The following is a 25,855-nucleotide window of genomic DNA, read 5'->3' as shown; positions in this document are numbered from 1 at the left end:
GGCGTCATGCGAAATACCGGTGCCGATATTCTGGTCGTCGACGACGAGGCGGACATCCGCGAGCTGGTCTCCGGCCTGCTCGAGGACGAGGGCCATTCGGTCCGCACGGCCGCCAACTCGGACGAGGCCCTGGCCGCCATCCGGGCGCGCAAGCCGTCGCTGGCGGTGCTCGATATCTGGATGCAGGGCGGCGGGCTGGACGGGCTGGAGCTGCTGGATGTCGTGCGCGAGCTGGATGAGGACCTGCCGGTCGTCATGATCTCGGGCCACGGCAATATCGAGACGGCGGTCAGCGCCCTGAAACGCGGCGCCTATGACTTCATCGAGAAGCCGTTCAAGTCCGACCGGCTGGTGGTGGTGATCGAACGCGCGCTGGAGGCGGCTTCGCTGAAGCGCGAGAACCGTCGCCTGCGGGCGCAGACGCTGACGCCGACCGGCCTGATCGGCAAGTCGGTGGCGGCCCAGGCGCTGCGCACCACCATCGCCAAGGTGGCGCCCGCCAACAGCCGCGTCCTGATCTCCGGCCCGCCAGGTTCGGGCAAGGAGCTGGTCGCGCGCCAGATTCACGACGCCAGCCCCCGCGCCAAGGGCGAGTTCGTCGCCATCTCGGCCGCCGGCATGACCCCCGAGCGCCTGGACGTCGAACTCTTCGGCGAGGAGGGCGGCGACGGCCGTCCGCGCAAGATCGGCGTCTTCGAGCGGGCCCATAACGGAACCCTCTATCTGGACGACGTGGCCGACATGCCGCGCGAGAGCCAGAGCCGCATCCTGCGCGTCCTGGTCGAGCAGAGCTTCCGCCGCGTCGGCGGCGAACAGGACGTCCAGGTGGACGTGCGGGTCGTCACCTCGACTGCGCGCGACCTGCGCACCGAGATCGTTGAGGGCCGTTTCCGCGAGGATCTGTTCCATCGCCTGAACGTGGTGCCGATCCGCGTGCCGCCCCTGTCGGAGCGGCGCGAGGACATCGCCGAACTGGTCGAATATTTCGTCGATAACCTGTCGGCGTCCCAGGGCCTGCCGCACCGTCGCATCGCCGACGACGCCCTGGCCGTGCTCCAGGTCCACCCCTGGCCGGGCAATGTGCGCCAGCTGCGCAACAACATCGAACGCCTGCTGATCCTGGCGACGGGCGGGCCGGACGAGCCGATAACCGCCGACATGCTGCCGCAGGAGGTGGCCTCGTCGGCCAGCCCGGCCTCGCTGGGGGCCGACCGCATCATCGCCCTGCCGCTGCGCGAGGCGCGAGAGGTGTTCGAACGCGAATACCTGTCGGCCCAGATCATGCGGTTCGGCGGAAACATCTCGCGCACGGCCGCCTTCATCGGCATGGAGAGGTCCGCGCTTCATCGCAAGCTTAAGTCGCTGGGTGTCTCGCCCGCACGCGGCGGAGACGAGGAAGGAGAGGGCGCCTGATGTCCAGGGTCGCCTATGTAAACGGCGTTTATCAGCCGCACGGCCAGGCCGTGGTCCACATCGAGGACCGCGGGTTCCAATTCGCCGACGGCGTCTATGAGGTCTGGTCCGTCTTCGACGGCCGGCTGGCGGACTATCAGGGCCACCTAGCCCGTCTGGCCCGCAGCCTGACCGAGCTGCGCATCGACATTCCGATGTCGGCCGAGTCCCTGGGCATCGTGCTGCGCGAGACCATCCGCCGCAATCGGGTGCGCAACGGCCTCGTCTATATCCAGATCACGCGCGGCACCGCCCCCCGCGACCACGCCTTCCCCAAGGATGTGGCGCCCAGCGTCATCGTCACCGCCAAGTCGCTCGACCTGCGCAAGGGGGAGGCCCTGGCCGCCAAGGGCGCGGCCGGCGTGACCCAGCCGGACATGCGGTGGGGCCGTTGCGACATCAAGACGGTCGGCCTGCTGCCCAACGCCCTGGCCAAGCAGGCGGCGCGCGAGCGCGGCGCCTATGAGGCCATCCTGTACGACGACATGGGCATGGTGACCGAGGGCTCCTCGACCAATGCCTGGATCGTGGATGAGAACGGCAAGCTGCGGACCCGTGACACCCAGGCCAACATCCTGCGCGGCATCACCCGCGCGGCGATCCTCAAGCTGGTCGAGGCTGAGGGGATCGAGCTGGAAGAGCGCGCCTTCAGCGTCGAAGAGGCCAAGCGCGCGCGCGAAATCTTCGTCACGGCGGCCAGCTCCTTCGTCATGCCGATCACATCGCTGGACGGAACCCGGATCGGCGAGGGCAAGCCGGGGCCCATCGCCACCCGTTTGCGCGAGCTTTATCTGGAACAGGCGCGCCGCGAGGCCATTTAAGGCGTTGCCGCACCGGCGGGGGCGTGGCTAAGGTCGCTGACGCGGGCGGCGCGCCCGCCTCGGCCTCTGCGGCTGATGAAAAAGACCAAGAACAGGATCAACCTGCCATGTCGCAAGACAAGAGACAGAACCTTCAGGACACCTTCCTGAACAGCGTCCGCAAGACCAAGACGCCGCTGACCATTTTCCTGGTGAACGGGGTCAAGCTTCAGGGTATCGTGACCTGGTTCGACAACTTCTGTGTGCTGCTGCGTCGCGACGGCCAGTCGCAGCTGGTGTATAAGCACGCCATCTCGACCATCATGCCGTCGGCGCCCGTGCAGCTGTACGAGCCCGACGCCGAAGAAGACTGATTGACCTCCAAACTCATTGACCACGCCGTCCCGCTGATCCGGGCCGTCGTCATCCATCCCGACCGTCGCGGCGACAATGCGCGCCACGCGTCCGAACGCCTGGAAGAAGCCGTGGGCCTGGCCCAGGCGCTGGACCTCGACGTGCGGGCGCAGGAGATCGTGCGCCTGCGCTCCGTCACGCCCGCCACCCTGATCGGCCGGGGCAAGCTGGAAGAGATCTCGGCCCTGATCCTGGCGGCCGACGCCGAGGCGGTCGTCATCGACGATCAGCTGACCCCGGTGCAGCAGCGCAACCTGGAACGCTTCTGGGACATCAAGGTCATCGACCGAACCGGCCTGATCCTGGAGATCTTCGGCCGCCGCGCCCGCACGCGCGAGGGACGGCTGCAGGTCGAGCTGGCGCGGCTGGAATACGAACGCTCGCGCCTGGTCCGCACCTGGACCCACCTGGAGCGCCAGCGCGGCGGCACGGGCGGCGTCGGCGGCCCGGGTGAAACCCAGATCGAGCTGGACCGGCGGATGATCGCCGACCGCATCGTCCGTCTGAAGGCCGAACTGGAAGAGGTGCGGCGCACGCGCGGCCTGCATCGCAAGGCGCGCAAACAGGTTCCGTTCCCCTCTGTCGCCCTGGTCGGCTACACCAATGCGGGCAAGTCGACGCTGTTCAACCGGCTGACGGGGGCCGAGGTGATGGCCAAGGACCTGCTGTTCGCCACCCTGGACACGACCCAGCGCACCATCCGCCTGCCGCAGGGGCGCCCGGCCATCATCGCCGACACAGTGGGCTTCGTCTCCGACCTGCCGCACGAACTGGTCGAGAGCTTCCGCGCCACCCTGGAAGAGGTCGGCGAGGCCGATCTGATCCTGCACGTGCGCGACATCGCCTCGCCCGACAGCGCCGCCCAGGCCAAGGACGTCGAGGCGGTTCTCGAGCAGATCCCGACGCCCGAGGGCAAGACGCGCCGCATCCTCGAGGTCTGGAACAAGATCGACCTGCTGGAGCCTGACGCCCATGAGAGCGTGGTCGGCCAGGCCGAGCGCCTCGCCCGAGACGGCAAGGCCGTGGCCGTTTCCGCCTGGACGGGCGAAGGGATCGAGGCCCTGCGCGAAACCATCGCCGGCCTGATCGACGCTGACGCCGAGACGCGCGTGACGGTCGAGCCGCACCGGGGCGACCTGCTGGCCTGGCTCTACGCCAACGGCCGCGTGACGGGGCGCGAGACGGACGAGGACGGTCGGGTTCATCTGACGGTGCGCCTGCACCCCGCCGCCCTGGGACGGCTTGAAAGGCTGTATCCGGACGTGATCGACTGATCCCGTCATGCACCTGATCGAGACCATCCTCTTCCTGCTGCTGGCCGTGGTGCTGTCGGGGTGGGTGGCTCGCATCACCCGGATCGCCCTGCCGCTGGTGCAAATCGCCCTTGGGGCGGGGGTGGTTCTGATCACGGGCGAGTCCGTCGATCTGAAGCCGGACATCTTCTTCTTGCTGTTGCTGCCGCCCCTGCTGTTCGTCGACGGGTGGCGGATTCCCAAGGAGGCGCTGTTCCGGGACCGAGTGGTCATTCTCGAGCTGGCGCTGGGGCTGGTGGTCTTCACGGTCGTGGGCCTGGGCTTCCTGATCCACTGGATGATTCCGGCCATGCCGCTGGCCGTGGCCTTCGCCCTGGCGGCCATCCTGTCGCCCACCGACCCGATCGCGGTCCAGGCCATTGCCGGGCGGGCGCCGATCCCCAAGCGGCTGATGCACATCCTGGAGGGCGAGTCGCTGCTGAACGACGCGACCGGCCTGACCTGCATGCGCGTCGCGGTGATCGCGGCGACGACAGGCGCCTTTTCCCTGTCCAGCGCCTTCGGGACCTTCGCCTGGCTGGCCCTGGCGGGGGTGGCGGTCGGCGTCGGCGTCACCCTGGCCATCGGCCTGGTGAAGGCCTTCATCAGCCGCCGCTGGGGCGAGGATGTCGGCGGCCAGATCCTGATCAGCCTGCTGATGCCCTTCGCCGCCTATCTGGCCGCCGAAGCCATCCACGCCTCGGGCATTCTGGCGGCGGTGGCGGCGGGCGTGACCATGAGCTTCACCGAACGCCAGGGCTCGGCCATGGCGGCGACGCGCATCCGTCGCGCCGTGGTCTGGGATACGGTGCAATTCGTCGCCAACGGCGTGATCTTCGTCATCCTGGGCGAGCAGATGCCCTCCATCATGGCCCGTGCGGCAGAGGTGATCCGCACCACCCAGCATCGCGAGGTCTGGTGGCTGGCGGTCTATGTCCTGGCCATCGTCGCGGCCCTGGCGGCCTTGCGCTTCATCTGGGTGTGGACCTCGCTGAAGCTGACCCTGTTCCGCCGACGGAGGCGCGGCGCGACGCCCAAGGTGGGGGTGCGTCTGGTCGCGGTCATGTCGCTGGCGGGGGTGCGCGGGGCGATCACCCTGGCGGGGATACTGACCCTTCCGTTCTTCATGGCCGACGGGTCGTTGCTGCCCGCGCGGAACCTGGCCATCTTCCTGGCGGCGGGGGTGATCATCGTTTCCCTGGTGCTGGCGACGGTGGCCCTGCCGCATCTGCTGAAGGGCGTCCAACTGCCGTCCGAGGACGACCACAGGGCAGACGAAAGCCGATCCCGCGTCGCCGCCGCCTGGGCCGCCATCCGCGCCATCGAGGACGCGCAGCACGCCATGGCCGAGGGCAAGGCCGACCCCGACCTCTACGCCGAGACGGCCACGCGGGTCATGGAAGTCTATCGCTACCGCATCGACAGTCGCTCGGGCGCCGAGGCCGACGCCGCCGAACAGGCGCGCCGGGCCGACGAGATCGAACGCCGCCTGCGTCTCGCGGGACTGGCCGCCGAACGCCAGGAACTCGTCCGTTTGAGCCGCGAGCGCCTGATCGACGAGGAAACCGGCCGCAAGCTGATCCGCGAGATCGACCTGCAGGAACTGCGCTACGCTTGAGGGCTATCCGCGATCCAGTCGGCCAGGTCGGCATAGCTGTCGAACACCTGCTGCGCCCCAGCCCGGACCAGGCTTTGCGGGTGATCGCCGCGGATATGGCCGCCCGCGCACAGGCCGACCACCGTCATGCCCGCCGCCGCGCCCGCCAGGACGCCGGTCGGACTGTCCTCGATCACCAGGGTGCGTTCCGGGGAGGCCTTCATCGCGTCGGCAGCGTAGAGGAACAGGTCGGGATGCGGCTTGCCCCGGCTGACGTGGACAGCGGCGCTGAAGATCGGTCCGGCGAAGGCGTCATGGGCGCCGAAACGGCGCAGGCCCAGTTCGATCCAATCAGGCGGGCTGGACGAGGCGATGCAGCGTCGCTCGCCGCGCCCGGCCAGAAAACCGTCGAAACCCGCCACTGAGGTCAGGTCGCGTCGGGCGCGGTCGTGACAGCGGCGGGTCCATTCGTCCCGGACGCCGGGCGGGCAGGGCGCGCCCAGCCGTTCCGAAATGATGGCTTCGCAGTCCAGCCAACGCTTGCCCAGATAGGTCGCCAGGGCGTCGTCCACCGTGGTCGGCAGGCCGATCTCGCTGAGCAGTTCGGCCATCACCGCATTGTTCAGCACTTCGCTGTCGGCGATGACGCCGTCGTAGTCGAAGATGATGAGGTCGAACGGGCCGCCCTTCATGCCTTCTCCGCCGCCTTGGCCGCGTCCCACAGGGCGTCCATTTCGGCCAGGTCGGATTGTTCGGGCGTGCGGCCGTCCTTCTTCAGTTCGGCCTCGATGAATTCGAAGCGGCGCACGAATTTGGCGTTGGCGGCGCGCAGGGCGTCTTCGGGCTCCAGCTCCAGCTTGCGGGCCAGGTTGGCGACGACGAACAGCAGGTCGCCCAGCTCCTCGCGCGCCTTTTCCTTGTCGCCGGCGGCGATCTCGACGCGCAGTTCCTGAACCTCTTCGGCCAGCTTGTCGAAGACCTCGTCGGTCGAGGGCCAGTCGAAGCCGACGCGCCCCGCACGCTTGGTCAGCTTGGCGGCGCGGGTCAGGGCGGGCAGGCCGACCGGCACGTCGTCCAGCACGCCGTGCTGTTCCTTGGCCTGGCGCTCGGCGGCCTTGATGTCCTCCCAGCGCGCCTTCTGGGCCGGACCGCTGGGCTTGGCCGCCTCGTCGCCGAAGACGTGCGGATGGCGGCGGATCAGCTTGTCGGCCATGGCCTCGGCCACGTCTTCCAGCCGGAAATGCCCGGCTTCCTCGGCCATGCGCGAGTGGAAGACGACCTGGAACAGCAGGTCGCCCAGCTCGACCCTGAGTTCGTCCATGTCGCCGCGCTCGATGGCGTCGGCGACTTCATAGGCCTCCTCGATCGTGTAAGGGGCGATGGTGGCGAAGGTCTGCTCGACGTCCCAGGGACAGCCGCCGTTCGGGTCGCGCAGGCGAACCATGATGTCCTTCAGGCGGTCGACGGGGTGGGTCATTCAGGCGTGTCCGGCGTCTCTTTGCGCCAGGGCGGCGCGGATTTCATCGTGTCGCGCGGGCGTCAGGGGATAGCCCCGCAACACCCAGGCGGCGCCCGCCAGTAGCAGGCCCGGCACGGCGATGAACAGGATTTGCAGCATCAGCAGGGCGAAGTCGCTGTTCCCCTCGATCCCCGGCATGGCCTTGAAGCCGATCTGGCCCAGAATCCAATAGGGAATGAGGGCGAAGACGTGGCCCAGCTTGGTCATCGCCGACAGGATGGAGAACATCAGGCCCGTCCGGTCCACGCCCGTCTCCAGCCGCACCTCGTCGCCCGCGTCCGCCATCATGGCGCGCAGCAGGAACAGGCCCGCGGCATAGGGCAGGCCGGCGATGAACATGGCGACCGCCGTCAGGGCGAAGTTCCCGCCGGGAACCAGGGTGGCGCCGACATAGAAGGCGGCGAAGATCAGGCTGGCCAAGGCCAGGGTCCGGTCCTTGCCGATCCTGGTCGCCAACCAGGCCCAGAACGGCGCCCCGACCAGGCCGGCCATGAAGTAGATCAGCATGAACAGCGACGCCTGGGTGTGGTCGTAGCCCTTGATCTGGCCGAAGAAGAAGAACAGCAGCGACCCCGTGATGCCCGGCGCTATGCCCAGCAGCAGGTCGGCGATCAGCAGCTTGCGCACGGTCTTCATCCGGAACAGGCCCAGATAGGCGCGCGGGCCGCCGTGCGGCGGGGCGCCGGCGTTGACCGGCTCGGGCACGGCCAGCATGGCCAGGCCGAAGGTGAGGGGCAGGGCGATGATGATGGCCCAGCCCATGATCCGAACCCCGTCAACGTAAGTGCCGATACCCGTCTTCACCACAATGGTCGGCAGGACCAGGATCAGGATGACGCCGATGATGTTGAACACCTGCCACCAGCCATAGACGCGGCTGCGCTGGTCGTACTGGGGCGCCAGCACCGCCGCCCAGCCCAACTGCCCCAGCGTGCCCATCGAGAAGCCGAGGTAGAGCACCAGCAGCCATCCGAAGAGATAGATCGGCCCCGCGCCCGGCTGCACGGTGACGAACATCGTCAGGGCGGCCAGCATCAGGATCGGGATCGACAGCGCCATCCAGGGCCGATAGCGGCCCAGCCGCGTCCGGGTCTTGTCCATGCCCCAGCCGATCAGGGGATCGAACAGGATGTCTATCAGCCGCACCGCCATGAAGACGCCCGCGACCACGCCCAGCTCCAGCCCGACGAAGGTGGCGTAGAACTCGGGCAGGGTGACCGGCAGGGCGACGCCGAACGCCGCCAGCGGCAGGCAGGGGCCGGAGAAGGCGGCCAGGACGACGTTGGAACGGCGCGGCGGATCGGCGACGGGTGCGCGCATACGGTCAGGACCCCGAGGCGGCGCGAGTCGGCCGCAGCTTCACCATGCCGGTTTTCGTCGGGCGCGCGAAGGCGGGGACAGGACGCAAACAGGGGCTTGCGGCGGTCTCCGTCCTGAGGCCTGCTGGCGGGATGTGGAGAGCGTCTGTTTCATTCGTCGCGGCGATCCTGGCCCTGTCCGCCGCCGGGACCGCCTGGGCGAACGACGACGCCCCGATTCCTGCCGTCCAGGTTTGCGACCGCGCGTCGGGCGCGTGGGACGAAACGGCCGAGGCCAACGCCATCTCCCTCTACGCGCTGGAATGGACGCCCTTCGGTCCTGCGGAAATGGGGTGGGAAGCCTATGCGCCCCTGATCCAGCAGGAGGTAGGCTCGCCCTGCGACCCGGCCTCGCCGGGGTTCGCCGAGGCGTTGGCGGCGTTCCAGGCCCGCTTCGGATTGACGGCCAGCGGACGCTTCGATCAGGCGACCTTCCAGGTGCTGCGCGGCCTGTGGCAGGAGCGGCGCCCCTTCGTCATGGCGCGGGTGGGGGGCGAATGTCCCGAGCCGCCGCCGATCGCGGACCTGGCCTATCTGACCACGGGCGAGGAACACGCCGAGCGGCTGACTCGCCTGCTGCGCCGCGACGTGCTGGAGGCCTATCGCGAGATGGCCGCCGCCGCCCGCGCGGAGGTTCCCGACATCGCCGCCGATCCCGAACTGCTGCGCATCTTCTCCTCCTTCCGCGACCCCGAGGCCGATGCGGCTCGCTGCGCGCGCGAGGGCAATTGCGACGGCTTGCGGCGCGCGGCCTGTTCGCCGCATCGGACGGGCACGGCGGTCGACCTCTATGTCGGCCACCTGCACGGGCTGGGCGTCGATTCCACCGATCCGCACAGCCGCCGCTACATGAGCCAGACGCCGGCCTACCGCTGGCTGGTCAGAAACGCGGGGCGGTTCGGCTTCGTGCCCTATGTGTATGAGCCCTGGCATTGGGAATGGGTCGGGCGGTGATCCGGGCGCTGACCCAGGCCGAGGCGACGCTGGCGCGCGAGGTGTTCGGGTGCGACCTGCGGCTGGACGACATCCGCTTCCTCGGCGCGCCGTGGCCGTTCAACCGGGCCTTCGTGCCGGGGCGCTGGTTCGGACGCGACTGGATCATCTGGCCCAGAGCGACATTGCCGCCGGATCTGGCGCAGGCGCCGCTAAGGGTTCAGGCGGTATTCATTCATGAACTGGTTCATGTCTGGCAGGCGCAGAACGGGGTCAATCTGTTGACCGGCAAGCTGAAGGCGGGGGACGGCCCAGGCGCCTATGTCTATTCGATCGACGAGCGCTGCGAGTGGCTTGAGCTGAACATCGAGCAGCAGGCCATGGTGGTCGAGCATCGGTTTCTGTTGATGCGCGGGGCCGCCGCGCCAGCGGACCACGCTTTCTATGAGCGGGTCTGCCCGCTGGCGAATAGTTCAGAAAATTGACATAGAGGGCTTGCGGCGCTGCAACATGACGCTAAATCTGACACTGATGCAGTTGCTGTATGCATCGATTCAGATTTGCCGGAGCGTCCATGCCCAAGATTCTCGTCCTGTATCACTCGACCTATGGCCACATCGAAACGATGGCCGAAGCCGTCGCCGAGGGCGCGCGCCAGGTCGAAGGAGCCGTGGTGGACATCAAGCGTGTTCCGGAGACCGTGCCGGAAGAGCTGGCGCGCAACTCGGGCTACAAGATGGATCAGGCCGCGCCGATCGCGACCGTGGCCGAACTGGCCGACTATGACGCCATCATCATCGGCGCCGGCACCCGCTTCGGCACGGCGGCTTCGCAGATGCGCGCCTTCCTCGACCAGACGGGCGGCCTGTGGGCTCAGGGCAAGCTGATCGGCAAGGTCGGCGGCGCCTTCAGCGCCTCGGCCACGCAGCACGGCGGCCAGGAGACGACCTTCGGCGGCCTGCACAACTACTTCATGCACCAGGGCATGGTGGTGGTCGGCCTACCGTATTCCTTCGCGGGTCAGATGACCATGGACGAGATCACCGGCGGCACGCCGTACGGCGCCACGACCCTGACCAAGGGCGACGGCTCGCGCATGCCCAGCGAGAACGAGCTGGACGGCGCCCGTTTCCAGGGCAAACATATCGCGGAAATCGCGAAGAAGCTGCACGGTTAAACTCATGCGCCAGCCCGCTATTTTCTTTGGCCACGGCTCTCCCATGAACGCCCTGGGCGGTCCTTTCGCGGACGCCTGGCGCGCGCTGGGGGAGGAGATCGGCAAGCCCAAGGGCGTTGTCATGGTCTCGGCCCACTGGGAGACGCGCGGGCTGGGCGTGACGGCGCAAGACCGGCCGGAAACCATCCATGATTTCGGAGGCTTCCCGCCGGAACTTCACGCCATGCAGTATCCCGCGCCCGGATCGCCTTCGCTGGCGGCCCGGGTCGCGGAGCTGACCGGCGCGGTTCAGACGACCCAATGGGGACTGGACCATGGGACATGGTCCGTCCTGGCCCATGTCTGGCCGGACGCCGACGTGCCCGTGGTGCAGCTGTCGCTGGACCGCACCATCGACGCGCGCGGACACTACGAACTGGCCCAGCGGCTGCGCCCGCTGCGGGACGAGGGCGTGGTCGTCGCCGGGTCGGGCGACTTCGTGCACAATCTGCGCACGTGGAAGCGGGCGGGCGGCGAGCCTTACGACTGGGCCATCGATTTCAACGAGGCGGTCAAGCGCGCCTTCACGGCGGGCGACCACGAGGCCCTGATCGACTGGGTTCACCTGGCCGAACAGGCGCAGCTCAGCGTACCCACGGACGAGCACTATCTGCCGCTGCTCTATGTCGCCGCCCAGCAGGCGCCGGGCGAGGCCTTGCGCTTCTTCAACGATGTGATCGAGGGCGGCTCGATCTCGATGACGGGCGTCCGGATCGGCTGATCCGAACGCCGCGTCGCGCGCATCAGCGGCGCCGACCGCCGCGCAAGGCGCTGTCGAGAGACCACGGCCCCGGTCCGGCGAAGACCAGATACAGGAAGACGAAGCAGTAGAGGACCGCCAGCTCCCCGCCGTTGTTGATGGGGTAGGGGCTTTGCGGCGCGTGGACCGTCCAGTAGGCCACGGCGGTGAAGCCCGACAGGACGAAGGCCGCCTGACGGGTGAACAGGCCGATCACGATCAAGACGCCGCCGATCAGTTCAATCGGGCCTGACCACCCCGCGAGCGTCGAAAGGTCCACCCCGCCGCCGGACCCGCCCGGCGGAAAGCCCAGAATCTTTTGCGCGCCGTGCTGCAGGATCAGGAGCCCTGCGACAATGCGCAGGATGCTGAGAAGGTGCGGTTCCCAGGCGGAAAGGGATGTCGATCGGGCCATGTCGTCTCCTCGTTCCAACGCCCCCGGACGAGGGCGATCTTGCGGAGGTTATGCCAAGCTCGACGAACGGCAAGCCGCTCCTTGCACCATTATCGCGATCAGGCCGCCCTCAATTCGTCCTCGACCATCTTCTGAATGGCGACATAGTCGGTCTTGCCTGTGCCCAGCACGGGGATGGCCGGAATTTTGACGATCCGGCGCGGCACGGCCAGCTCGGGCGCGCCATTGTCGCGGGCCCATTCGGACAGCCGGGCGGCCTCGGCGTCGACAGCGTCGGTGACCAGGACCAGGCGCTCGCCCTTCTTGCTGTCCGGCACGGCGACAACGGCGTGATGTCCGGTCGGCCAGACCGCGCCGGCCATGCCCTCGACCGCCGTCAGGGACACCATCTCGCCGCCGATCTTGGCGAAGCGTTTCGCCCGGCCCAGGATGGTGATGTAGCCCTCGGAATCGATGTCGACGATGTCGCCCGTGTCGTGCCAGCCGTCGGCCAGGGGCTCCAGATTGTCGGGATCGTTCGGCGCGATGTAGCCTTCCATCACGTTCGGTCCGCGCAGGAACAGACGGCCGCCGACCTCGATGCCCTCGACCGGCTCGATCCGGTATTCCATGCCCGGCAGGATCTGGCCCACCGTGCCGGGCCGGTTGCGGTCGGGATGGTTCACCGCCACCACGGGCGCCGCCTCGGTCGCGCCATAGCCTTCCAGCAGGGCCAGGCCGCCGAACTTGGCGTCGAAGGCGGCGCGGGTCTCTTCGCGCACCTTCTCGGCCCCCGCCACAGCGAACTTCAAGGTGGCGAAGTCGCCCGGCTCGGCCACACGGGCGTACTGATTCAGGAAGGTGTCCGTGGCGAACAGGATGGATGCATTCACCTGGGGCAGCAGGTCGGTGATCTGCTTGGCGTGCAGCGGCGAGGGGTATTCAAATGCCTTCAGCCCCTGCAGCAGCGGCAGGATGACCCCGCCTGTCAGGCCGAAGCAGTGGAAGGTCGGCAGCGGGTTGAACATGACCCAGTCGGGGTCCAGGTCGATGTGGGCCGCGACCTGGCGCGCGTTGGCGACCAGGTTCTTCTGGCTGAGCACCACGCCCTTGGGCGCGCCGAAGCTGCCCGAGGTGAACAGGACCACGCCCGCCGCATCCGGGGCGGTCTTCACGCGGAACCGCTTGGGCGCCATCCCGGCGCTGAGGCCGTACAGCTTGTCGGCCAGGCCGATGGTCTTGCGGATGTCGTCCAGCCAGATGACCTCGGCGACGTCGCCCAGGGCCTCCATCAGGTCGTCCAGCTTGGCCTGGGCAGTGAAGCGCTTGGCCGACAGGATCTTCTTCACGCCGGCGGTCTTCAGCGCCGCCTTCAGATTGGCCTCGCCCGAGGTGAAGTTCAGCATGACCGGCACGCGGCCGAAGGCGTGCAGGGCGAAGAAGGTCACCACCACGCCCGCGCTGGACGGCAGCAGCACGCCGACGCGCTCGCCCGGCTGGGTCAGGCGCGCGATCTTGCGGCCCAGGACGAAGGCGGCCCGGATCAGGCCGGTATAGGTCAGGGGGTGGCGATCCTGGTCCTCCAGAATCTCCTTGTCGCCGTAGCGGGCGCGCGCATCGATCAGCGCGTCGAACAAAGTCTCATCATAGACCTTGGGGTCCAGGGCTGCCCGCAGCAAGCACGTCCTCCTTCGGAGAGCTCTGAAGCGGCTCTCTCGGTTACCGGAGGCCGGAACCTAGTGACGTAAGGTCGCCTTGAAAAGATGCGTAACGTCGCGTGAGACCGTTCCGCTGTCGGACTGAAACCGACTGTGCCTTGCGTTTGAAGGCCGGAAGTCCGACATACCGCCGTCAGAAACAGGAGCCAGACCGCCGGCGATGGTCACGCTGATCGACACCCTGCAGAAGAAGCCGTCCGAGCTTCGTCACCCGGAAAAGCAGAACCGGCCGGATTCGGTTGTTCTGAAGAAACCTGACTGGCTGCGCGTCAAGGCGCCCGGCTCGGGCCAGTATAACGCCACCAAGGAAATCGTGCGCTCCAAGGGCTTGGTCACGGTTTGCGAAGAGGCGGCGTGCCCGAACATCGGCGAGTGCTGGAGCCAGAAGCACGCCACCCTGATGATCATGGGCGACACCTGCACGCGGGCCTGCGCCTTCTGCAACGTGAAGACCGGCTTGCCGCAGCCGCTGGACCCGGAAGAACCTGGCAAGGTCGGTCTGGCCGTGGCCCAGATGGGCCTGAACCACGTCGTCATCACCTCGGTGGACCGCGATGACGTGTCGGACGGCGGCGCCGCCCACTTCGCTGAAGTGGTGCGCCAGATCCGCGTGCAGGCGCCGAACACCACCATCGAGATCCTGACGCCCGACTTCCTGCGCAAGGACGGCGCGGCCGAGGTGATGATCGACGCCAGGCCCGACGTCTTCAATCACAACCTCGAGACCGTTCCGCGCCTCTATCTGAAGATCCGGCCGGGCGCCCGCTACTTCCACTCGCTGCGCCTGCTGCAGATGGTCAAGGAGCGCGACCCGAACCAGTTCACCAAGTCGGGCATCATGGTCGGCCTGGGCGAGACCAAGGAAGAGGTCATGCAGGTGATGGACGACATGCGCTCCGCGGGCGTCGACTTCATCACCATCGGCCAATACCTCCAGCCGACGCGCAAGCACGCCCCGATCGACCGCTTCGTCACGCCTGAAGAGTTCAAGGCTTATGAGGCGATCGCGCGGGCCAAGGGCTTCCTGATGGTGTCGTCCTCGCCGCTGACGCGTTCGTCGCACCACGCGGGCGACGACTTCGCCCGGTTGAAGGCGGCGCGCGAGGCTCAGCTGTCGTCCCGGAACGGCCGCTGATCCTTTGGCCCTCCATCGCGTAACGCGCATTCTGCCCTATGCGCCGGAACAGCTCGCCGCCCTGGTGGCGGACGTGCGCGCCTATCCCGAGTTCGTGCCGTGGATCACCGCCATGCGCGTCTGGAACCTGCGGGAGGAGGCGCCGGGCGTGCGCCTGCTGGACGCCGAGGCCGGGGTCGGTTTCGCCTTCCTGACCGAGAAGTTCGCGACCTGGGTGCGTCACGACGTCCACGCGCCCAAGGTCGAGGTCGGCCTGATCCGCGGTCCGTTCAAGCACCTGAAGAACCGCTGGGAGTTTCACCCGCACCCTGAAGGGACGCGGCTGGAATTCATGATCGACTTCGCCTTCAAGTCGCGCATGCTGGACATGATGCTGCAGGCGAATTTCGACCGGGCGGTCGACAAGCTGATCCAGTGTTTCGAGGGCCGGGCCAAGGCCCTCTACGGCAAGAGGTAGGACCATGGGTGCGCCTTTCGACTTCGATGCGACGGTCGTGGGCGCGGGGGCTGTGGGGCTGGCCTGCGGCCGGGCGCTGGCGAAGCGGGGCATGACCGTGCTGGTGCTGGAGAAGGAGCCCCACATCGGCCAGGGCGTGTCCTCGCGCAATTCCGAGGTCATCCACGGCGGGCTCTACTATCCGACGGGCTCGCTGAAGGCGCAGTTCTGCGTGCAGGGCCGGCGCGCCCTCTATGCCTTCCTGGAGAGCCACAAGATCGACTTCTGGAAGTGCGGCAAACTGGTCGTGGCGACCGAAGAAGCCGAGGTTCCGCGCATCGAGGCCATCTTCCAGCAGGCGACGACCAACGGCGTCGAGGGTCTGGAGCATCTGTCCGGCGTCCAGGCGCGGACGCTGGAGCCCGAGTTGAACGCCCACGCCGCCATCCTGTCGCCCGAGAGCGGAGTGTTCGACAGCCACGGCTACATGCTGGCCTTGCAGGGCGAGATCGAGGACGCCGGCGGTTCGGTCGTGACCTCGGCGCCGTTCGAGGGCGCGGAGGCCCTGCCGGGGGGCGGCTTCACGATCCGCGTCGGCGGGGAGGGGGCGACCGCCCTGACCAGCCGCCTTCTGATCACGGCGCCGGGCCTGTCAGCCCAAAGCGTCGCGGCGGCGATCGAGGGCTATCCAGTTACCGACATTCCGGCCCGCCACCTGGGCAAGGGCGTTTATTTCCGCCTGACAGGCCCCGCGCCGTTCAACCGCTTGATCTATCCGCCGCCGATCCCCGGCGCGCTGGGCACCCACTATCGCAAGGACCTGGGCGGGCAGGGCGTGTTCGGCCCCGACCTGGCCTATGTCGAGGTCGAGGACTATTCCGTCGATCCGGCCAAGGCTGAGGAGTTCGCCCGCTACATCCGCCGCTTCTGGCCTGGCGTCACGGTCGAGCGGCTGACGCCCGACTACGCCGGCATCCGCCCCAAGCTGCACGGACCGGGCGAGCCCCAGCCGGACTTCCAGCTGCACGGCGTCGCGAATCACGGGCTGGAGGGCCTGATGGCCCTGTTCGGCATCGAAAGCCCCGGCCTGACCAGTTCCCTGGCCATCGGCGAGGCCGTGGCCGACGCGCTGCTGGAGGCGGCATGACCGAACGCGAGAAGATGCTGGCCGGCCTGGCCTATGATCCCGGCGACGCGGATCTGGTGGCGGGTCGGGCTCGAGCGGTCGGCTTGACCATGCGAATCAATCAGGAACCGGATCGCGAAAAGCGGCGCCTCCTGGTCAACGACCTGGTTCACGCGACTGACGGCGCGGCGGCGATCATGCCCGGCTTCTTCTGCGACTATGGCGACAATATCCACCTGGGCGCGCGCGCCTTCGTCAACGCCAACAGCGTCTTCCTGGATTGCGCCGAGATTCGCATCGGCGACGACTTCCAGTGCGGGCCTGGCGTGCAGTTGCTGACGCCGGAACACCCGCTAGACGCGGCGCAGCGGCGATTCGGCGTGGAAAGCGCCCGTCCGATTCGCCTGGGCGACGACGTCTGGATCGGCGGCGGCGCCATCGTTCTGGCCGGAGTGACGGTCGGCGATCGAGTCGTGATCGGCGCGGGGGCCGTCGTGACCAGGGATGTCCCATCCGATGTCGTGATCGCCGGAAATCCGGCGAAGATCATCAAGCGTCTGTCATCCGACGGACACCCTTGAAATCGGTTGCGTCTTCATGCATAAGCCCGCCCTCGCGTGGCGGCTCTTAATCGGGGGGCCGCCGCTGTTGTTTTCGCGTCCTCACCGGCGCACCGACTTAGAGATTGAGACGGACATGGCCGTTCCGAAGCGCAAAACTTCCCCCTCGCGTCGCAACATGCGTCGTGCTCACGACGCCCTGGGCGCCAACACCTATGTCGAAGACAAGGACACTGGCGAACTGCGTCGTCCGCACCACGTCGACCTGAAGACCGGCATGTACCGCGGCCGCCAGGTTCTGACGCCCAAGGAAGACTAAGGCGTTCACATCGTCCGATGTGAGATTTTGACGGCGCGCGAGGTTCTCGCGCGCCGTTTTTGCGTTGCCCCTCCGACGCTCATTGTTTCGGAAACGCCGCATGACCCGTTTCGCCGTCCTGTTCCCGGCCGCCGTCCTGGCCCTGTCGGCCTGTGACTCTCCCCCGCAGCAAGTTTCGGCGCCGCCCATTGAAAGCGCGCCCGGCGTGCCTGTCTCAGCAGCGGACAAGCTGACGGCCCAGGGCTTCGGCCCGTTGAAGATCGGGATGAGCCGCGCCGAGGTCGAGGCGGCCATGGGGCCCGATTCGCGCCCGGACGCTGTCGGCGGTCCCGATCCGGCCGCCTGCACCTTGTTCCATCCGCGCGACGCCCCGGCGGGAGTGATGGCCATGGTCGAGGGCGGGGTTCTGACCAGCGTCTGGCTGGACCCGCCCGCCGCCGCCGAGACGAACCGCGCCCTGAATATCGGCGATGCCGCAGCGGAGGTGCGTCGCGTCTATGGCGACCAGGTCCAGGCCATGCCCCATAAGTATGAGGCCGCCCCGGCGGAATATCTCTTCGTCTGGACGACCCCTGACCATGCGGGTCCGGCCGCACGGGGCCTGAAATATGAAATCGGCCGCGACGGCCGCGTCGTGCGGATCGCGGGCGGCGGCCCATCGATCCAATATGTCGAGGGATGCGCCTGATCCGGCCATGCATCGGCGGCCCCCGCCTGGCTGGTTGGAGATTTGGCGGGGGCGGGCTAAACGCCTCCGACATCCCTTTCTTCAAGACAGAGCGTCTTCCATGACCGACATCGCCGACATCGTCGCCCGCCAGATTCTCGACAGCCGGGGCAATCCGACGGTCGAGGTGGACGTGATCCTGGAGGACGGCAGCTTCGGCCGCGCCGCCGTGCCCTCGGGCGCCTCGACCGGCGCGCACGAAGCCGTCGAACTGCGCGACGGCGACAAGGACCTGTGGGGCGGCAAGGGCGTCGAGAAGGCGGTCGACGCCGTCAACGGCGAGATCTTCGACGCCCTCTCCGGCATGGACGCCGAGGACCAGCGCCGCATCGACGAGGCCCTGCTCGAGCTGGACGGCACCGAGAACAAGTCGCGTCTGGGCGCCAACGCCATGCTGGGCGTGTCCCTGGCCGTGGCTAAGGCCAGCGCCATCTCGGCCGGCCTGCCGCTGCACCGCTACATCGGCGGCGTCTCGGCCCGCATCCTGCCGACGCCGATGATGAACATCATCAACGGCGGCGCCCACGCCGACAACCCGATCGACATCCAGGAATTCATGATCATGCCGACGGGCGCCGAGAGCTTCTCGGAAGGCCTGCGCATGGGCGCCGAAATCTTCCACGCCCTGAAGAAGGCTCTGAAGGACGCCGGCCACAACACCAACGTCGGCGACGAGGGCGGCTTCGCCCCGAACCTGGCGTCGGCCGATGAAGCCCTGACCTTCATCACCAAGGCGGGTCAGGCGGCCGGCTATCTGGCGGGCGAGGACTTCCACCTGGCGCTGGACGTCGCCTCGACCGAGTTCTTCAAGAACGGCAAGTATGAGCTGACCGGTGAAGGCAAGTCCTTCGACGCCGAGGGCATGGTCAACTACCTAGCCGATCTGGTCGAACGTTTCCCGATCGTCTCGATCGAGGACGGCTGCGCCGAGGATGATTTCGACGGCTGGAAGCTGCTGACGGACCGCCTGGGCGACCGCGTCCAACTGGTCGGCGACGATCTGTTCGTGACCAACCCGCGTCGCCTGGCCGCGGGCATCGGCGAGGGCCTGGCCAACTCCATCCTGATCAAGGTCAACCAGATCGGCACCCTGTCCGAGACGCTGGACGCCGTCGATATGGCGCACCGCGCCGGCTACACCGCCGTCATGTCGCACCGTTCGGGCGAGACCGAGGACTCGACCATCGCCGACCTGGCGGTGGCCACCAACTGCGGTCAGATCAAGACCGGCTCGCTGGCCCGCTCGGATCGGACGGCGAAGTACAACCAACTGCTGCGCATCGAGGAGATGCTGGGCGACCAGGCCGCCTACTTCGGCGACGGCATGCTGCTGAAATAAGCACAACTCACGAAGATGTGCTGGACGCCGCCTCCGATCCTCGGGGGCGGCGTTCCCAATTGCGGTCAAGCTACGGTTCGTTAGGCATTTTCGCTCACTGATAGGTCACCGTGTTCATGTGCGCTCAGAAGGAGCGTCCGCCGTGCCCGAGCAGATGAAGCCCTACCTGCCGTCTCTCTTTCTGCTGTTCCTGATCGCCTACCTCGGCGTTCAGGCTCTGACGGGGGAGCGCGGGCTGCTGAGCGGCGCGGAACGGGACGCCTTGCTGGCGGAGCGCCAGACCCAGTTGGCCCGCCTGTCTGAACAACGCCACGACCTGGAGGTGCGGGTCCGCTATCTGCGTACCGAGAGCCTGTCCAGGGACCTGCTGGAGGAGCGGGCGAGGGCGGTCATCGGTTTTGCCGACCCGCGCGACTATGTCGTGCGTCTGAACACGCCGGTCGCACACAACCTGGACGCGACGCGAACCTCCTGAACTATTGTTACAGCCTGGCTGGCCGCTTTGCGTTTCGGGAACGAAGGCTGCTAAAGCCCCTTTCCGTAACAATAAGAGTCCCTGAAAATCGGGGTGTAAGCCGGGAGATGCCGGATGGCGAAAGCCGCCGCTCAGAAATCCTCGCCCAGCGCGGGCGATAAAATTCCGAACACGCCTCAGGCTTCCAAGGAAGACCTGCTGCGTTTCTATCGCGAGATGCTGCTGATCCGCCGCTTTGAAGAGCGCGCCGGCCAGCTGTACGGCATGGGGCTGATCGGGGGCTTCTGCCACCTGTACATCGGCCAGGAAGCCGTGGCGGTCGGGGTCCAGGAAAGCGTCAAGCAGGGCCACGACAAGATCATCACCGGCTATCGCGACCACGGCCACATGCTGGCCGCGGGCATGGACCCGAACGAGGTCATGGCCGAACTGACCGGCCGCGTCGGGGGCTCTGCGCGCGGCAAGGGCGGTTCGATGCACATGTTCGACGTGCCGACCGGCTTCTACGGCGGCCACGGCATCGTCGGCGCCCAGGTGGCGCTGGGCACGGGCCTGGCCTTCTCGGGCAAGTACCGCGGCGACGACTCGGTCAGCTTCGTCTATTTCGGCGACGGCGCCTCGAACCAGGGTCAGGTGTACGAGAGCTTCAACATGGCCCAGCTGTGGAAGCTGCCGGCCATCTACATCATCGAGAATAACCAGTACGCCATGGGCACGAGCATCGAACGCTCGTCGTCCACGACCGAGCTCTACATGCGCGGCGCCAGCTTCGGCATTCCGGGCGAGCAGGTCGACGGCATGGACGTGCTGGCCGTGCGCGACGCCGCGGCCCGCGCCGTGAAGCGCGCTCGCGAAGGCGGCGGCCCCTACATCCTCGAGGTCAAGACCTACCGCTATCGCGGCCACTCCATGTCCGACCCGGCCAAGTACCGGACCAAGGAAGAGGTGGACGAGGTCAAGAAGACCCGCGACCCCATCGATCACGTCAAGATGCTGCTCGCCGCCGCCAAGGCGACCGAGGACGAGCTGAAGGCGATCGACAACGAGGTGAAGGCCATCGTCGCCGAAGCCGTGCAATTCGCTCAAGAGAGCCCTGAGCCGGACCCGTCCGAGCTCTACACCGACGTCTACGTGGAGGCCTGATACGTGACGGACATTCTGATGCCGGCGCTGTCTCCCACGATGGAAGAGGGCACCCTGACCAAATGGCACATCAAGGCGGGCGACACCGTGTCGGCCGGCCAGGTGATCGCCGAGATCGAGACCGACAAGGCGACGATGGAAGTCGAAGCCGTCGACGAGGGCGAAGTGCTGGAGATCCTGGTGCCGGAAGGCTCCGAGGGCGTGAAGGTCAACACCCCGATCGCCCGCCTGGCGGGCGAAGACGGCGCCGCCGCGCCCGCGCCCAAGGCAGAAGCTCCTGCGGCCGTCGCCCCTGAGGCCAAGCCTGAGGGCGCGCCTGCCGATGCCCCGGCCAAGCCCAAGGTCGAGCTGCGCGATCCGGAAATCCCGGCCGGCGCCAAGCTGGTCAAGACGACCATCCGCGACGCCTTGCGCGACGCCATGGCCGAGGAAATGCGCCGCGACGAGAACGTCTTCCTGATGGGCGAGGAAGTCGCCCAGTATCAGGGGGCCTATAAGGTCAGCCGCGACCTGCTGCAGGAATTCGGCGACCGCCGCGTGGTCGACACCCCGATCACCGAGCACGGCTTCGCCGGCCTGGGCGTCGGCGCCGCCTTCGCGGGCCTGAAGCCGATCGTCGAGTTCATGACCTGGAACTTCGCCATGCAGGCGATCGACCACATCATCAACTCGGCGGCCAAGACGCTCTACATGTCGGGCGGCCAGATGGGCTGCCCCATCGTGTTCCGCGGCCCGAACGGCGCCGCTTCGCGCGTGGCAGCCCAGCACAGCCAGGACTATTCCGCCTGGTACGCCCAGATCCCGGGCCTGAAGGTCGTGGCGCCCTACGACGCCGCCGACGCCAAGGGCCTGCTGAAGGCCGCGATCCGCGACCCGAACCCGATCGTCTTCCTCGAACACGAGATGATGTACGGCCACGAGTTCGACGTGCCGGACGTCGAGGACTACATCGTGCCGATCGGCAAGGCCAAGGTCCGCCGCGAAGGCACGGACGTGACCATCACGGCGCACAGCCGCATGGTCGGCTTCGCCCTGCAGGCCGCTGAAAAGCTGGCCGAGGAAGGCATTTCGGTCGAGGTCGTCGACCTGCGCACCCTGCGTCCGCTGGATCACGAGACCATCGTCGAGAGCGTCAAGAAGACCAACCGTCTGGTCTCGGCCGAAGAGGGCTGGGGTCCGATGGGCGTCGGCGCCGAAGTGGTCGCCCGCGTGATCGAGCACGCCTTCGACTACCTGGACGCCCCGCCGCTGCGCGTGCACCAGGAAGACGTGCCGCTGCCCTACGCCGCCAATCTGGAAGCCCTGTCGCTGCCGGGCGTCGACAAGATCGTCGCCGCCGTGAAGAAGGTGATGGCGTGAGCGAGGTCGCCGAGTTCCAACTGACCGTGCCGGAGAGCGTCGCCGCCGACGAGGGCGCGGTCGAACTTCTCCGCATGTGGTGGTCCAAGGACGAGCCGGTGATGGCGGTCAAACCCGCCTTCGCCGACCCCATCAAGTTTGGGGAAATGCTGGCCTACGCCGCCCGCCACATGGCGCACGGCTACGCCGTGCGTCACGGCCACAATGAAAAAGCCGCGTACGACCGCATCCTCCAAGGGCTCAGCGACGTGATCAAGGCGGACAACGTCCGCACTGTCGCCGAGCCTGCGACCCAACCGGTGGGGAACGCCTGATGGACGTTGCTGCCCTCGAAGCTCGCGCCCTGCCCATTCCGGAAGGCCTCGACGCGCCGGAAGACCAGGTGCTGGAACTCGCCCGCGTCTGGTGGAACGGGTCGGGTCCGCTCATGAACCTTCGTCCGGCTCTTCAGGAGCCGGGCAACATGGGAGTTGTCCTGGCTGAGATGGCCTGGGTCTATTCCCATGCCTACGCCGAACATCACGGCCTGGATCAGGCCCAGGCGTTCAAGGCCATCTGCGACAGTTGGGACAAAGCCCACGCGAAGGCGGCCGAAAGCGCACAGACGGAGACCGCCCAATGACCGACATCCTGATGCCGGCCCTGTCGCCGACGATGGAAGAGGGCGTTCTGGCCAAGTGGCACGTCAAGGTCGGCGACACCGTGTCGGCCGGCGACGTGATCGCCGAGATCGAGACCGACAAGGCGACGATGGAAGTCGAAGCCGTGGACGAAGGCGAAGTGCTGGAAATCCTGGTGCCTGAAGGCACGGAGAGCGTGAAGGTCAACACCCCGATCGCCCGCCTGTCCGGCGACGCGGTCGCGCCCGCGCCCAAGAAGGCGGACGCCCCGGCCGAAGCGCCGAAGGCGGAGGCTCCCAAGGCCGCAGCCCAACCGGCTCCGGCCGCGCCGAAGGCCGCTGACGGCGCCCGCGTCTTCTCCTCGCCCCTGGCGCGCCGTCTGGCGGCCCAGGCCGGCCTGGACCTGAAGACGATCACGGGCACCGGCCCGCACGGCCGCATTGTCAAGCGCGACGTGGAAGCCGCAGGCAAGGGCGGCGCCCAGCCGGCCGCCTCGGCTGCCGCAGCGCCCGCCGCCGCCGCGCCGCGTCCGGCCCTGTCGCTGGCCCAGATGGGCATCGCCGACGGCACCTACGACCTGATCCCGCTGGACGGGATGAAGAAGGCCGTGGCGCGTCGCATGGTCGACAGCATCCAGAACGTGCCGCACTTCCCGCTGTTCATCGACTGCGAGATCGACCAGCTGATGGCCGTCCGCGCCAAGGTGAACAAGATGCTGGAGCCGCAGGGCATCAAGGTCTCGGTGAACGACTTCGTCATCAAGGCCGCGGCCCTGGCCCTGAAGATGGTGCCGGAGGCGAACGCCTCCTACACCCCCGAAGGCATTGCCATGCACCACAACGCCGACGTCTCCATGGCGGTGGCGATCGACGGCGGGCTGATCACCCCGATCATCCGCAAGGCCGAGACCAAGGGCCTGGCCCAGATCGCGACCGAGTCCAAGGACCTGGCCAAGCGCGCGCGTGAGCGCAAGCTGAAGCCGGAAGAGTTCCAGGGCGGCACCTTCTCGGTGTCCAACCTGGGCATGTTCGGCATCAAGCAGTTCACCTCGATCATCAATGAGCCCCAGGGCTGCATCATGAGCGTGGGCGCCGGCGAGCAACGTCCGGTCGTCAAGGACGGCCAGATCGTGCCGGCCACCGTCATGACCGTGACCCTGACCTGCGATCACCGCGTGGTCGACGGCGCGACGGGCGCCCGCTTCCTGCAGGCGTTCAAGCCGCTGATCGAAGACCCCGTGGCGATGCTGGCGTAAGGGGAGGGTGAAGTCATGACCTCGGTCTATGACTTCTCCGCCCGCGCCATCAACGGCGCGGAGGTCCCGCTGGACAACTGGCGGGGCCAGGCCCTCCTGATCGTCAATACGGCGTCGAAATGCGGCTTCACGCCTCAATACAAGGCGCTCGAGGCCCTGCATCAGGCGTTCGCGGACAAGCCGTTCGAGGTGCTGGGCTTTCCCTGCAACCAGTTCGGCGCCCAGGAACCGGGGAGGGCGGCGGAAATCGCCGCCTTCTGCTCGACCAACTTCGATGTGACCTTCCCCTTGTTCGACAAGATCGAGGTCAACGGTCCGACCCGCCATCCGCTCTACGCCTGGCTGACGGAGCAGAAGAAGGGCTTCCTCGGCTCCCGCGCCATCAAGTGGAACTTCACCAAGTTCCTGACCGACCGCGAAGGCCGCGTCGTCGCGCGCTATTCGCCCCAGACTGAACCCGCGGCCATCAAGGCCGACATCGAGAAGTTGATCTGACCATGGCTGCTGAATTCGATCTCGTCGTCATCGGTTCGGGCCCCGGCGGCTATGTCGCGGCGATCCGCGCCAGCCAGCTGGGCCTGAAGGTGGCCATCGTCGAGCGCGAGAACCTGGGCGGCATCTGCCTGAACTGGGGCTGCATCCCGACCAAGGCCCTGCTCAAGTCGGGCGAGAAGTACGAGAGCCTGTCGCACCTGAAGGACTACGGCCTGTCGGCCCCGGGCGCGTCGTTCGACTTCGACGCCATCATCCAGCGTTCGCGCGGCGTGGCCAAGCAACTGAATCAGGGCGTCGGCTTCCTGATGAAGAAGAACAAGATCGAGGTCATCGAGGGCTCGGCCAAGCTCGAGAAAGGCGCCGCTGCGCCCAAGGTCGTCGTGGCCCTGAAGGCCGGCGGCTCGCGCGCCATCGAGGCCAAGACGGTCATGCTGGCCGTCGGCGCCCGCGCCCGCGCCCTGCCGCAGATCGGCCTGGAAGCCGACGGCGACAAGATCTGGGCCTATCGCGACGCCCTGGCGCCGAAGAAGCTGCCCAAGTCCTTCGTCGTCATCGGCTCGGGCGCCATCGGCATCGAGTTCGCCAGCTTCTATCGCGCCCTGGGCGCCGAGGTGACGGTCGTCGAAGCCGTCGACCGCATCATGCCGATCGAGGACGAGGAGATCTCAAAGACCGCCCAGAAGGGCTTCGAAAAGCGCGGCATCAAGTTCAAGGTCGGCGCCAAGGTGACGAAGGTCTCCAAGACCGCCCAGGGCGTGAAGGTCGACGTCGAGATCGGCGGCAAGGCCGAGAGCCTGGAGGCCGAGGTCTGCATCTCGGCCGTGGGCATCACCGCCAACACCGACGGCATCGGCCTGGAGGCGCTGGGCGTCGAACTGGACCGCGGCCACATCAAGACCGACGGCCACTGCCAGACCAACGTCAAGGGCCTCTACGCCATCGGCGACTGCGCCGCCGCGCCCTGGCTGGCCCACAAGGCCTCGCACGAAGGCATCCACGCCGCCGAGCACATCGCCGGCTTCAAGACGCCGAACGTGAACTCGCCCATCGCCGGCTGCACCTACGCCCAGCCGCAGGTCGCCTCGGTCGGGGTGACGGAGCAGGGGGCCCGCGCCGAGAACCGCGAGGTCAAGATCGGCCGCTTCCCCTTCCGCGTGAACGGCAAGGCCATCGCCGCGGGCGAGACCGAGGGCTTCGTCAAGGTCATCTTCGACGCCAAGACCGGCGCCCTGATCGGCGCCCACATGATCGGCGCCGACGTCACCGAGATGATCCAGGGCTACGTCACCGCCATCACCATGGAAGCGACCGAGGAAGACATCCACGGCATCGTCTATCCGCACCCGACCATGTCCGAGGCCATGCACGAAGCGGCGCTCGACGCCTACGGCCGCGTCATCCACATCTGACCGGAGCCCGCGCCGGGCCGGCGCC

29 protein-coding genes are annotated in these 25,855 nt (G+C 67.5%); 24 read left to right on the top strand and 5 right to left on the bottom strand.

All coding sequences use genetic code 11. From position 1 onward, the window contains the following. The first annotated feature begins 6 nt into the window (after window positions 1-6). From D8I30_RS12650 to D8I30_RS12630, 5 genes are all read left to right on the top strand, one after another. A complete protein-coding gene (locus tag D8I30_RS12650; protein WP_121483063.1) occupies window positions 7-1,413 on the top strand; it encodes a sigma-54-dependent transcriptional regulator in 1,407 nt (468 codons plus the stop codon). Further along, window positions 1,413-2,273, top strand: a complete 861-nt coding sequence (locus D8I30_RS12645) for a D-amino-acid transaminase (RefSeq protein ID WP_121483062.1) — start codon at window positions 1,413-1,415, stop codon at window positions 2,271-2,273. Before D8I30_RS12650 ends, D8I30_RS12645 begins: the two co-directional genes overlap by 1 nt. A 107-nt stretch (window positions 2,274-2,380) precedes the next feature. Then, window positions 2,381-2,626 (top strand): RNA chaperone Hfq, encoded by a 246-nt coding sequence (gene hfq / locus D8I30_RS12640; protein ID WP_003164861.1) that lies wholly within the window; start codon window positions 2,381-2,383, stop codon window positions 2,624-2,626. Further along, complete coding sequence (gene hflX, locus D8I30_RS12635) at window positions 2,627-3,940, top strand: GTPase HflX (protein ID WP_121483061.1); 1,314 nt, start codon at window positions 2,627-2,629, stop codon at window positions 3,938-3,940. A gap of 7 nt (window positions 3,941-3,947) precedes the next feature. Beyond that, entirely contained in the window at window positions 3,948-5,576 is a 1,629-nt protein-coding gene (locus tag D8I30_RS12630; RefSeq protein ID WP_121483060.1) for a Na+/H+ antiporter, read from the top strand. Here D8I30_RS12630 and D8I30_RS12625 read toward each other — a convergent pair. Genes D8I30_RS12625 through D8I30_RS12615 form a run of 3 tightly spaced genes read right to left on the bottom strand, consistent with a single transcriptional unit; the run spans window position 5,567 to window position 8,394 of the window. Then, entirely contained in the window at window positions 5,567-6,247 is a 681-nt protein-coding gene (locus D8I30_RS12625) for an HAD family hydrolase (protein ID WP_121483059.1), read from the bottom strand. The two genes, D8I30_RS12630 and D8I30_RS12625, sit on opposite strands and share 10 nt — an antisense overlap. Continuing rightward, the gene (mazG, locus tag D8I30_RS12620) at window positions 6,244-7,032 is read right to left on the bottom strand and encodes a nucleoside triphosphate pyrophosphohydrolase (RefSeq protein WP_121483058.1); all 789 of its coding nucleotides are present in this window, start codon (window positions 7,030-7,032) and stop codon (window positions 6,244-6,246) included. The genes D8I30_RS12625 and mazG overlap by 4 nt, the downstream gene beginning before the upstream one ends. After that, window positions 7,033-8,394 (bottom strand): MFS transporter, encoded by a 1,362-nt coding sequence (locus tag D8I30_RS12615; protein ID WP_121483057.1) that lies wholly within the window; start codon window positions 8,392-8,394, stop codon window positions 7,033-7,035. 131 nt (window positions 8,395-8,525) lie between these two features. On the opposite strand from D8I30_RS12615, the gene D8I30_RS12610 reads away from it, so the two are divergent. From D8I30_RS12610 to ygiD, 4 genes are all read left to right on the top strand, one after another. Beyond that, on the top strand, window positions 8,526-9,386 hold the full coding sequence (locus D8I30_RS12610; RefSeq protein ID WP_121483056.1) for a M15 family metallopeptidase: 861 nt from the start codon (window positions 8,526-8,528) through the stop codon (window positions 9,384-9,386). Then, window positions 9,371-9,850: a hypothetical protein gene (locus D8I30_RS12605; protein ID WP_121483055.1), complete on the top strand. Its 480-nt coding sequence runs from the start codon at window positions 9,371-9,373 to the stop codon at window positions 9,848-9,850. The genes D8I30_RS12610 and D8I30_RS12605 overlap by 16 nt, the downstream gene beginning before the upstream one ends. Window positions 9,851-9,939: 89 nt before the next feature. Beyond that, window positions 9,940-10,542 carry an NAD(P)H:quinone oxidoreductase gene (gene wrbA, locus D8I30_RS12600; RefSeq protein ID WP_121483054.1) on the top strand — a complete coding sequence of 201 codons (603 nt, stop codon included), beginning with the start codon at window positions 9,940-9,942 and terminating at the stop codon, window positions 10,540-10,542. A 4-nt stretch (window positions 10,543-10,546) separates the two neighbouring features. Further along, window positions 10,547-11,302, top strand: a complete 756-nt coding sequence (ygiD, locus tag D8I30_RS12595) for a 4,5-DOPA dioxygenase extradiol (protein ID WP_121483053.1) — start codon at window positions 10,547-10,549, stop codon at window positions 11,300-11,302. Between the two features lie 22 nt (window positions 11,303-11,324). On the opposite strand, the gene D8I30_RS12590 is transcribed toward ygiD, so the two are convergent. Next, complete coding sequence (locus D8I30_RS12590) at window positions 11,325-11,735, bottom strand: DoxX family protein (protein WP_121483052.1); 411 nt, start codon at window positions 11,733-11,735, stop codon at window positions 11,325-11,327. Between the two features lie 98 nt (window positions 11,736-11,833). Further along, window positions 11,834-13,390, bottom strand: coding sequence for an AMP-binding protein (locus D8I30_RS12585; RefSeq protein WP_430805160.1), 1,557 nt, complete (start codon window positions 13,388-13,390; stop codon window positions 11,834-11,836). Between the two features lie 202 nt (window positions 13,391-13,592). On the opposite strand from D8I30_RS12585, the gene lipA reads away from it, so the two are divergent. From lipA to lpdA, 15 genes are all read left to right on the top strand, one after another. Next, the gene (gene lipA, locus D8I30_RS12580; RefSeq protein WP_121483050.1) at window positions 13,593-14,567 is read left to right on the top strand and encodes a lipoyl synthase; all 975 of its coding nucleotides are present in this window, start codon (window positions 13,593-13,595) and stop codon (window positions 14,565-14,567) included. Window positions 14,568-14,571: 4 nt separating this feature from the next. Next, a complete protein-coding gene (locus tag D8I30_RS12575; protein WP_121483049.1) occupies window positions 14,572-15,024 on the top strand; it encodes a type II toxin-antitoxin system RatA family toxin in 453 nt (150 codons plus the stop codon). Between the two features lie 4 nt (window positions 15,025-15,028). Beyond that, window positions 15,029-16,150 (top strand): NAD(P)/FAD-dependent oxidoreductase, encoded by a 1,122-nt coding sequence (locus D8I30_RS12570; RefSeq protein ID WP_121483048.1) that lies wholly within the window; start codon window positions 15,029-15,031, stop codon window positions 16,148-16,150. Then, a complete protein-coding gene (locus tag D8I30_RS12565; protein WP_121483047.1) occupies window positions 16,147-16,710 on the top strand; it encodes a sugar O-acetyltransferase in 564 nt (187 codons plus the stop codon). The genes D8I30_RS12570 and D8I30_RS12565 overlap by 4 nt, the downstream gene beginning before the upstream one ends. 115 nt (window positions 16,711-16,825) lie before the next feature. Continuing rightward, complete coding sequence (rpmF, locus tag D8I30_RS12560; protein ID WP_121483046.1) at window positions 16,826-17,008, top strand: 50S ribosomal protein L32; 183 nt, start codon at window positions 16,826-16,828, stop codon at window positions 17,006-17,008. 100 nt (window positions 17,009-17,108) lie between these two features. After that, the gene (locus tag D8I30_RS12555) at window positions 17,109-17,696 is read left to right on the top strand and encodes a hypothetical protein (protein ID WP_121483045.1); all 588 of its coding nucleotides are present in this window, start codon (window positions 17,109-17,111) and stop codon (window positions 17,694-17,696) included. 100 nt (window positions 17,697-17,796) lie between these two features. After that, on the top strand, window positions 17,797-19,074 hold the full coding sequence (eno, locus tag D8I30_RS12550; RefSeq protein WP_121483044.1) for a phosphopyruvate hydratase: 1,278 nt from the start codon (window positions 17,797-17,799) through the stop codon (window positions 19,072-19,074). 154 nt (window positions 19,075-19,228) lie between these two features. Beyond that, on the top strand, window positions 19,229-19,549 hold the full coding sequence (locus D8I30_RS12545; protein ID WP_121483043.1) for an FtsB family cell division protein: 321 nt from the start codon (window positions 19,229-19,231) through the stop codon (window positions 19,547-19,549). 114 nt (window positions 19,550-19,663) lie between these two features. Then, a complete protein-coding gene (gene pdhA, locus D8I30_RS12540; protein WP_121483042.1) occupies window positions 19,664-20,692 on the top strand; it encodes a pyruvate dehydrogenase (acetyl-transferring) E1 component subunit alpha in 1,029 nt (342 codons plus the stop codon). A gap of 3 nt (window positions 20,693-20,695) precedes the next feature. Continuing rightward, window positions 20,696-22,051 (top strand): pyruvate dehydrogenase complex E1 component subunit beta, encoded by a 1,356-nt coding sequence (locus D8I30_RS12535; protein ID WP_121483041.1) that lies wholly within the window; start codon window positions 20,696-20,698, stop codon window positions 22,049-22,051. Further along, window positions 22,048-22,365, top strand: coding sequence for a DUF5076 domain-containing protein (locus tag D8I30_RS12530; protein WP_121483040.1), 318 nt, complete (start codon window positions 22,048-22,050; stop codon window positions 22,363-22,365). The genes D8I30_RS12535 and D8I30_RS12530 overlap by 4 nt, the downstream gene beginning before the upstream one ends. Further along, window positions 22,365-22,673, top strand: coding sequence for a DUF5076 domain-containing protein (locus D8I30_RS12525; RefSeq protein ID WP_121483039.1), 309 nt, complete (start codon window positions 22,365-22,367; stop codon window positions 22,671-22,673). The genes D8I30_RS12530 and D8I30_RS12525 overlap by 1 nt, the downstream gene beginning before the upstream one ends. Further along, window positions 22,670-23,926 (top strand): pyruvate dehydrogenase complex dihydrolipoamide acetyltransferase, encoded by a 1,257-nt coding sequence (locus D8I30_RS12520; protein WP_121483038.1) that lies wholly within the window; start codon window positions 22,670-22,672, stop codon window positions 23,924-23,926. The genes D8I30_RS12525 and D8I30_RS12520 overlap by 4 nt, the downstream gene beginning before the upstream one ends. A gap of 15 nt (window positions 23,927-23,941) precedes the next feature. Further along, entirely contained in the window at window positions 23,942-24,421 is a 480-nt protein-coding gene (locus D8I30_RS12515) for a glutathione peroxidase (RefSeq protein WP_121483037.1), read from the top strand. A 2-nt stretch (window positions 24,422-24,423) separates the two neighbouring features. After that, window positions 24,424-25,830 (top strand): dihydrolipoyl dehydrogenase, encoded by a 1,407-nt coding sequence (gene lpdA, locus D8I30_RS12510; RefSeq protein WP_121483036.1) that lies wholly within the window; start codon window positions 24,424-24,426, stop codon window positions 25,828-25,830. Window positions 25,831-25,855: the final 25 nt, after the last annotated feature.

Source organism: Brevundimonas naejangsanensis (genome assembly GCF_003627995.1).
In the GTDB taxonomy this organism is placed as follows: Bacteria; Pseudomonadota; Alphaproteobacteria; order Caulobacterales; family Caulobacteraceae; genus Brevundimonas; species Brevundimonas naejangsanensis_B.
Note: the sequence above shows the minus strand (reverse complement) of the source record. Positions and strands in the feature narration are given on the sequence as shown.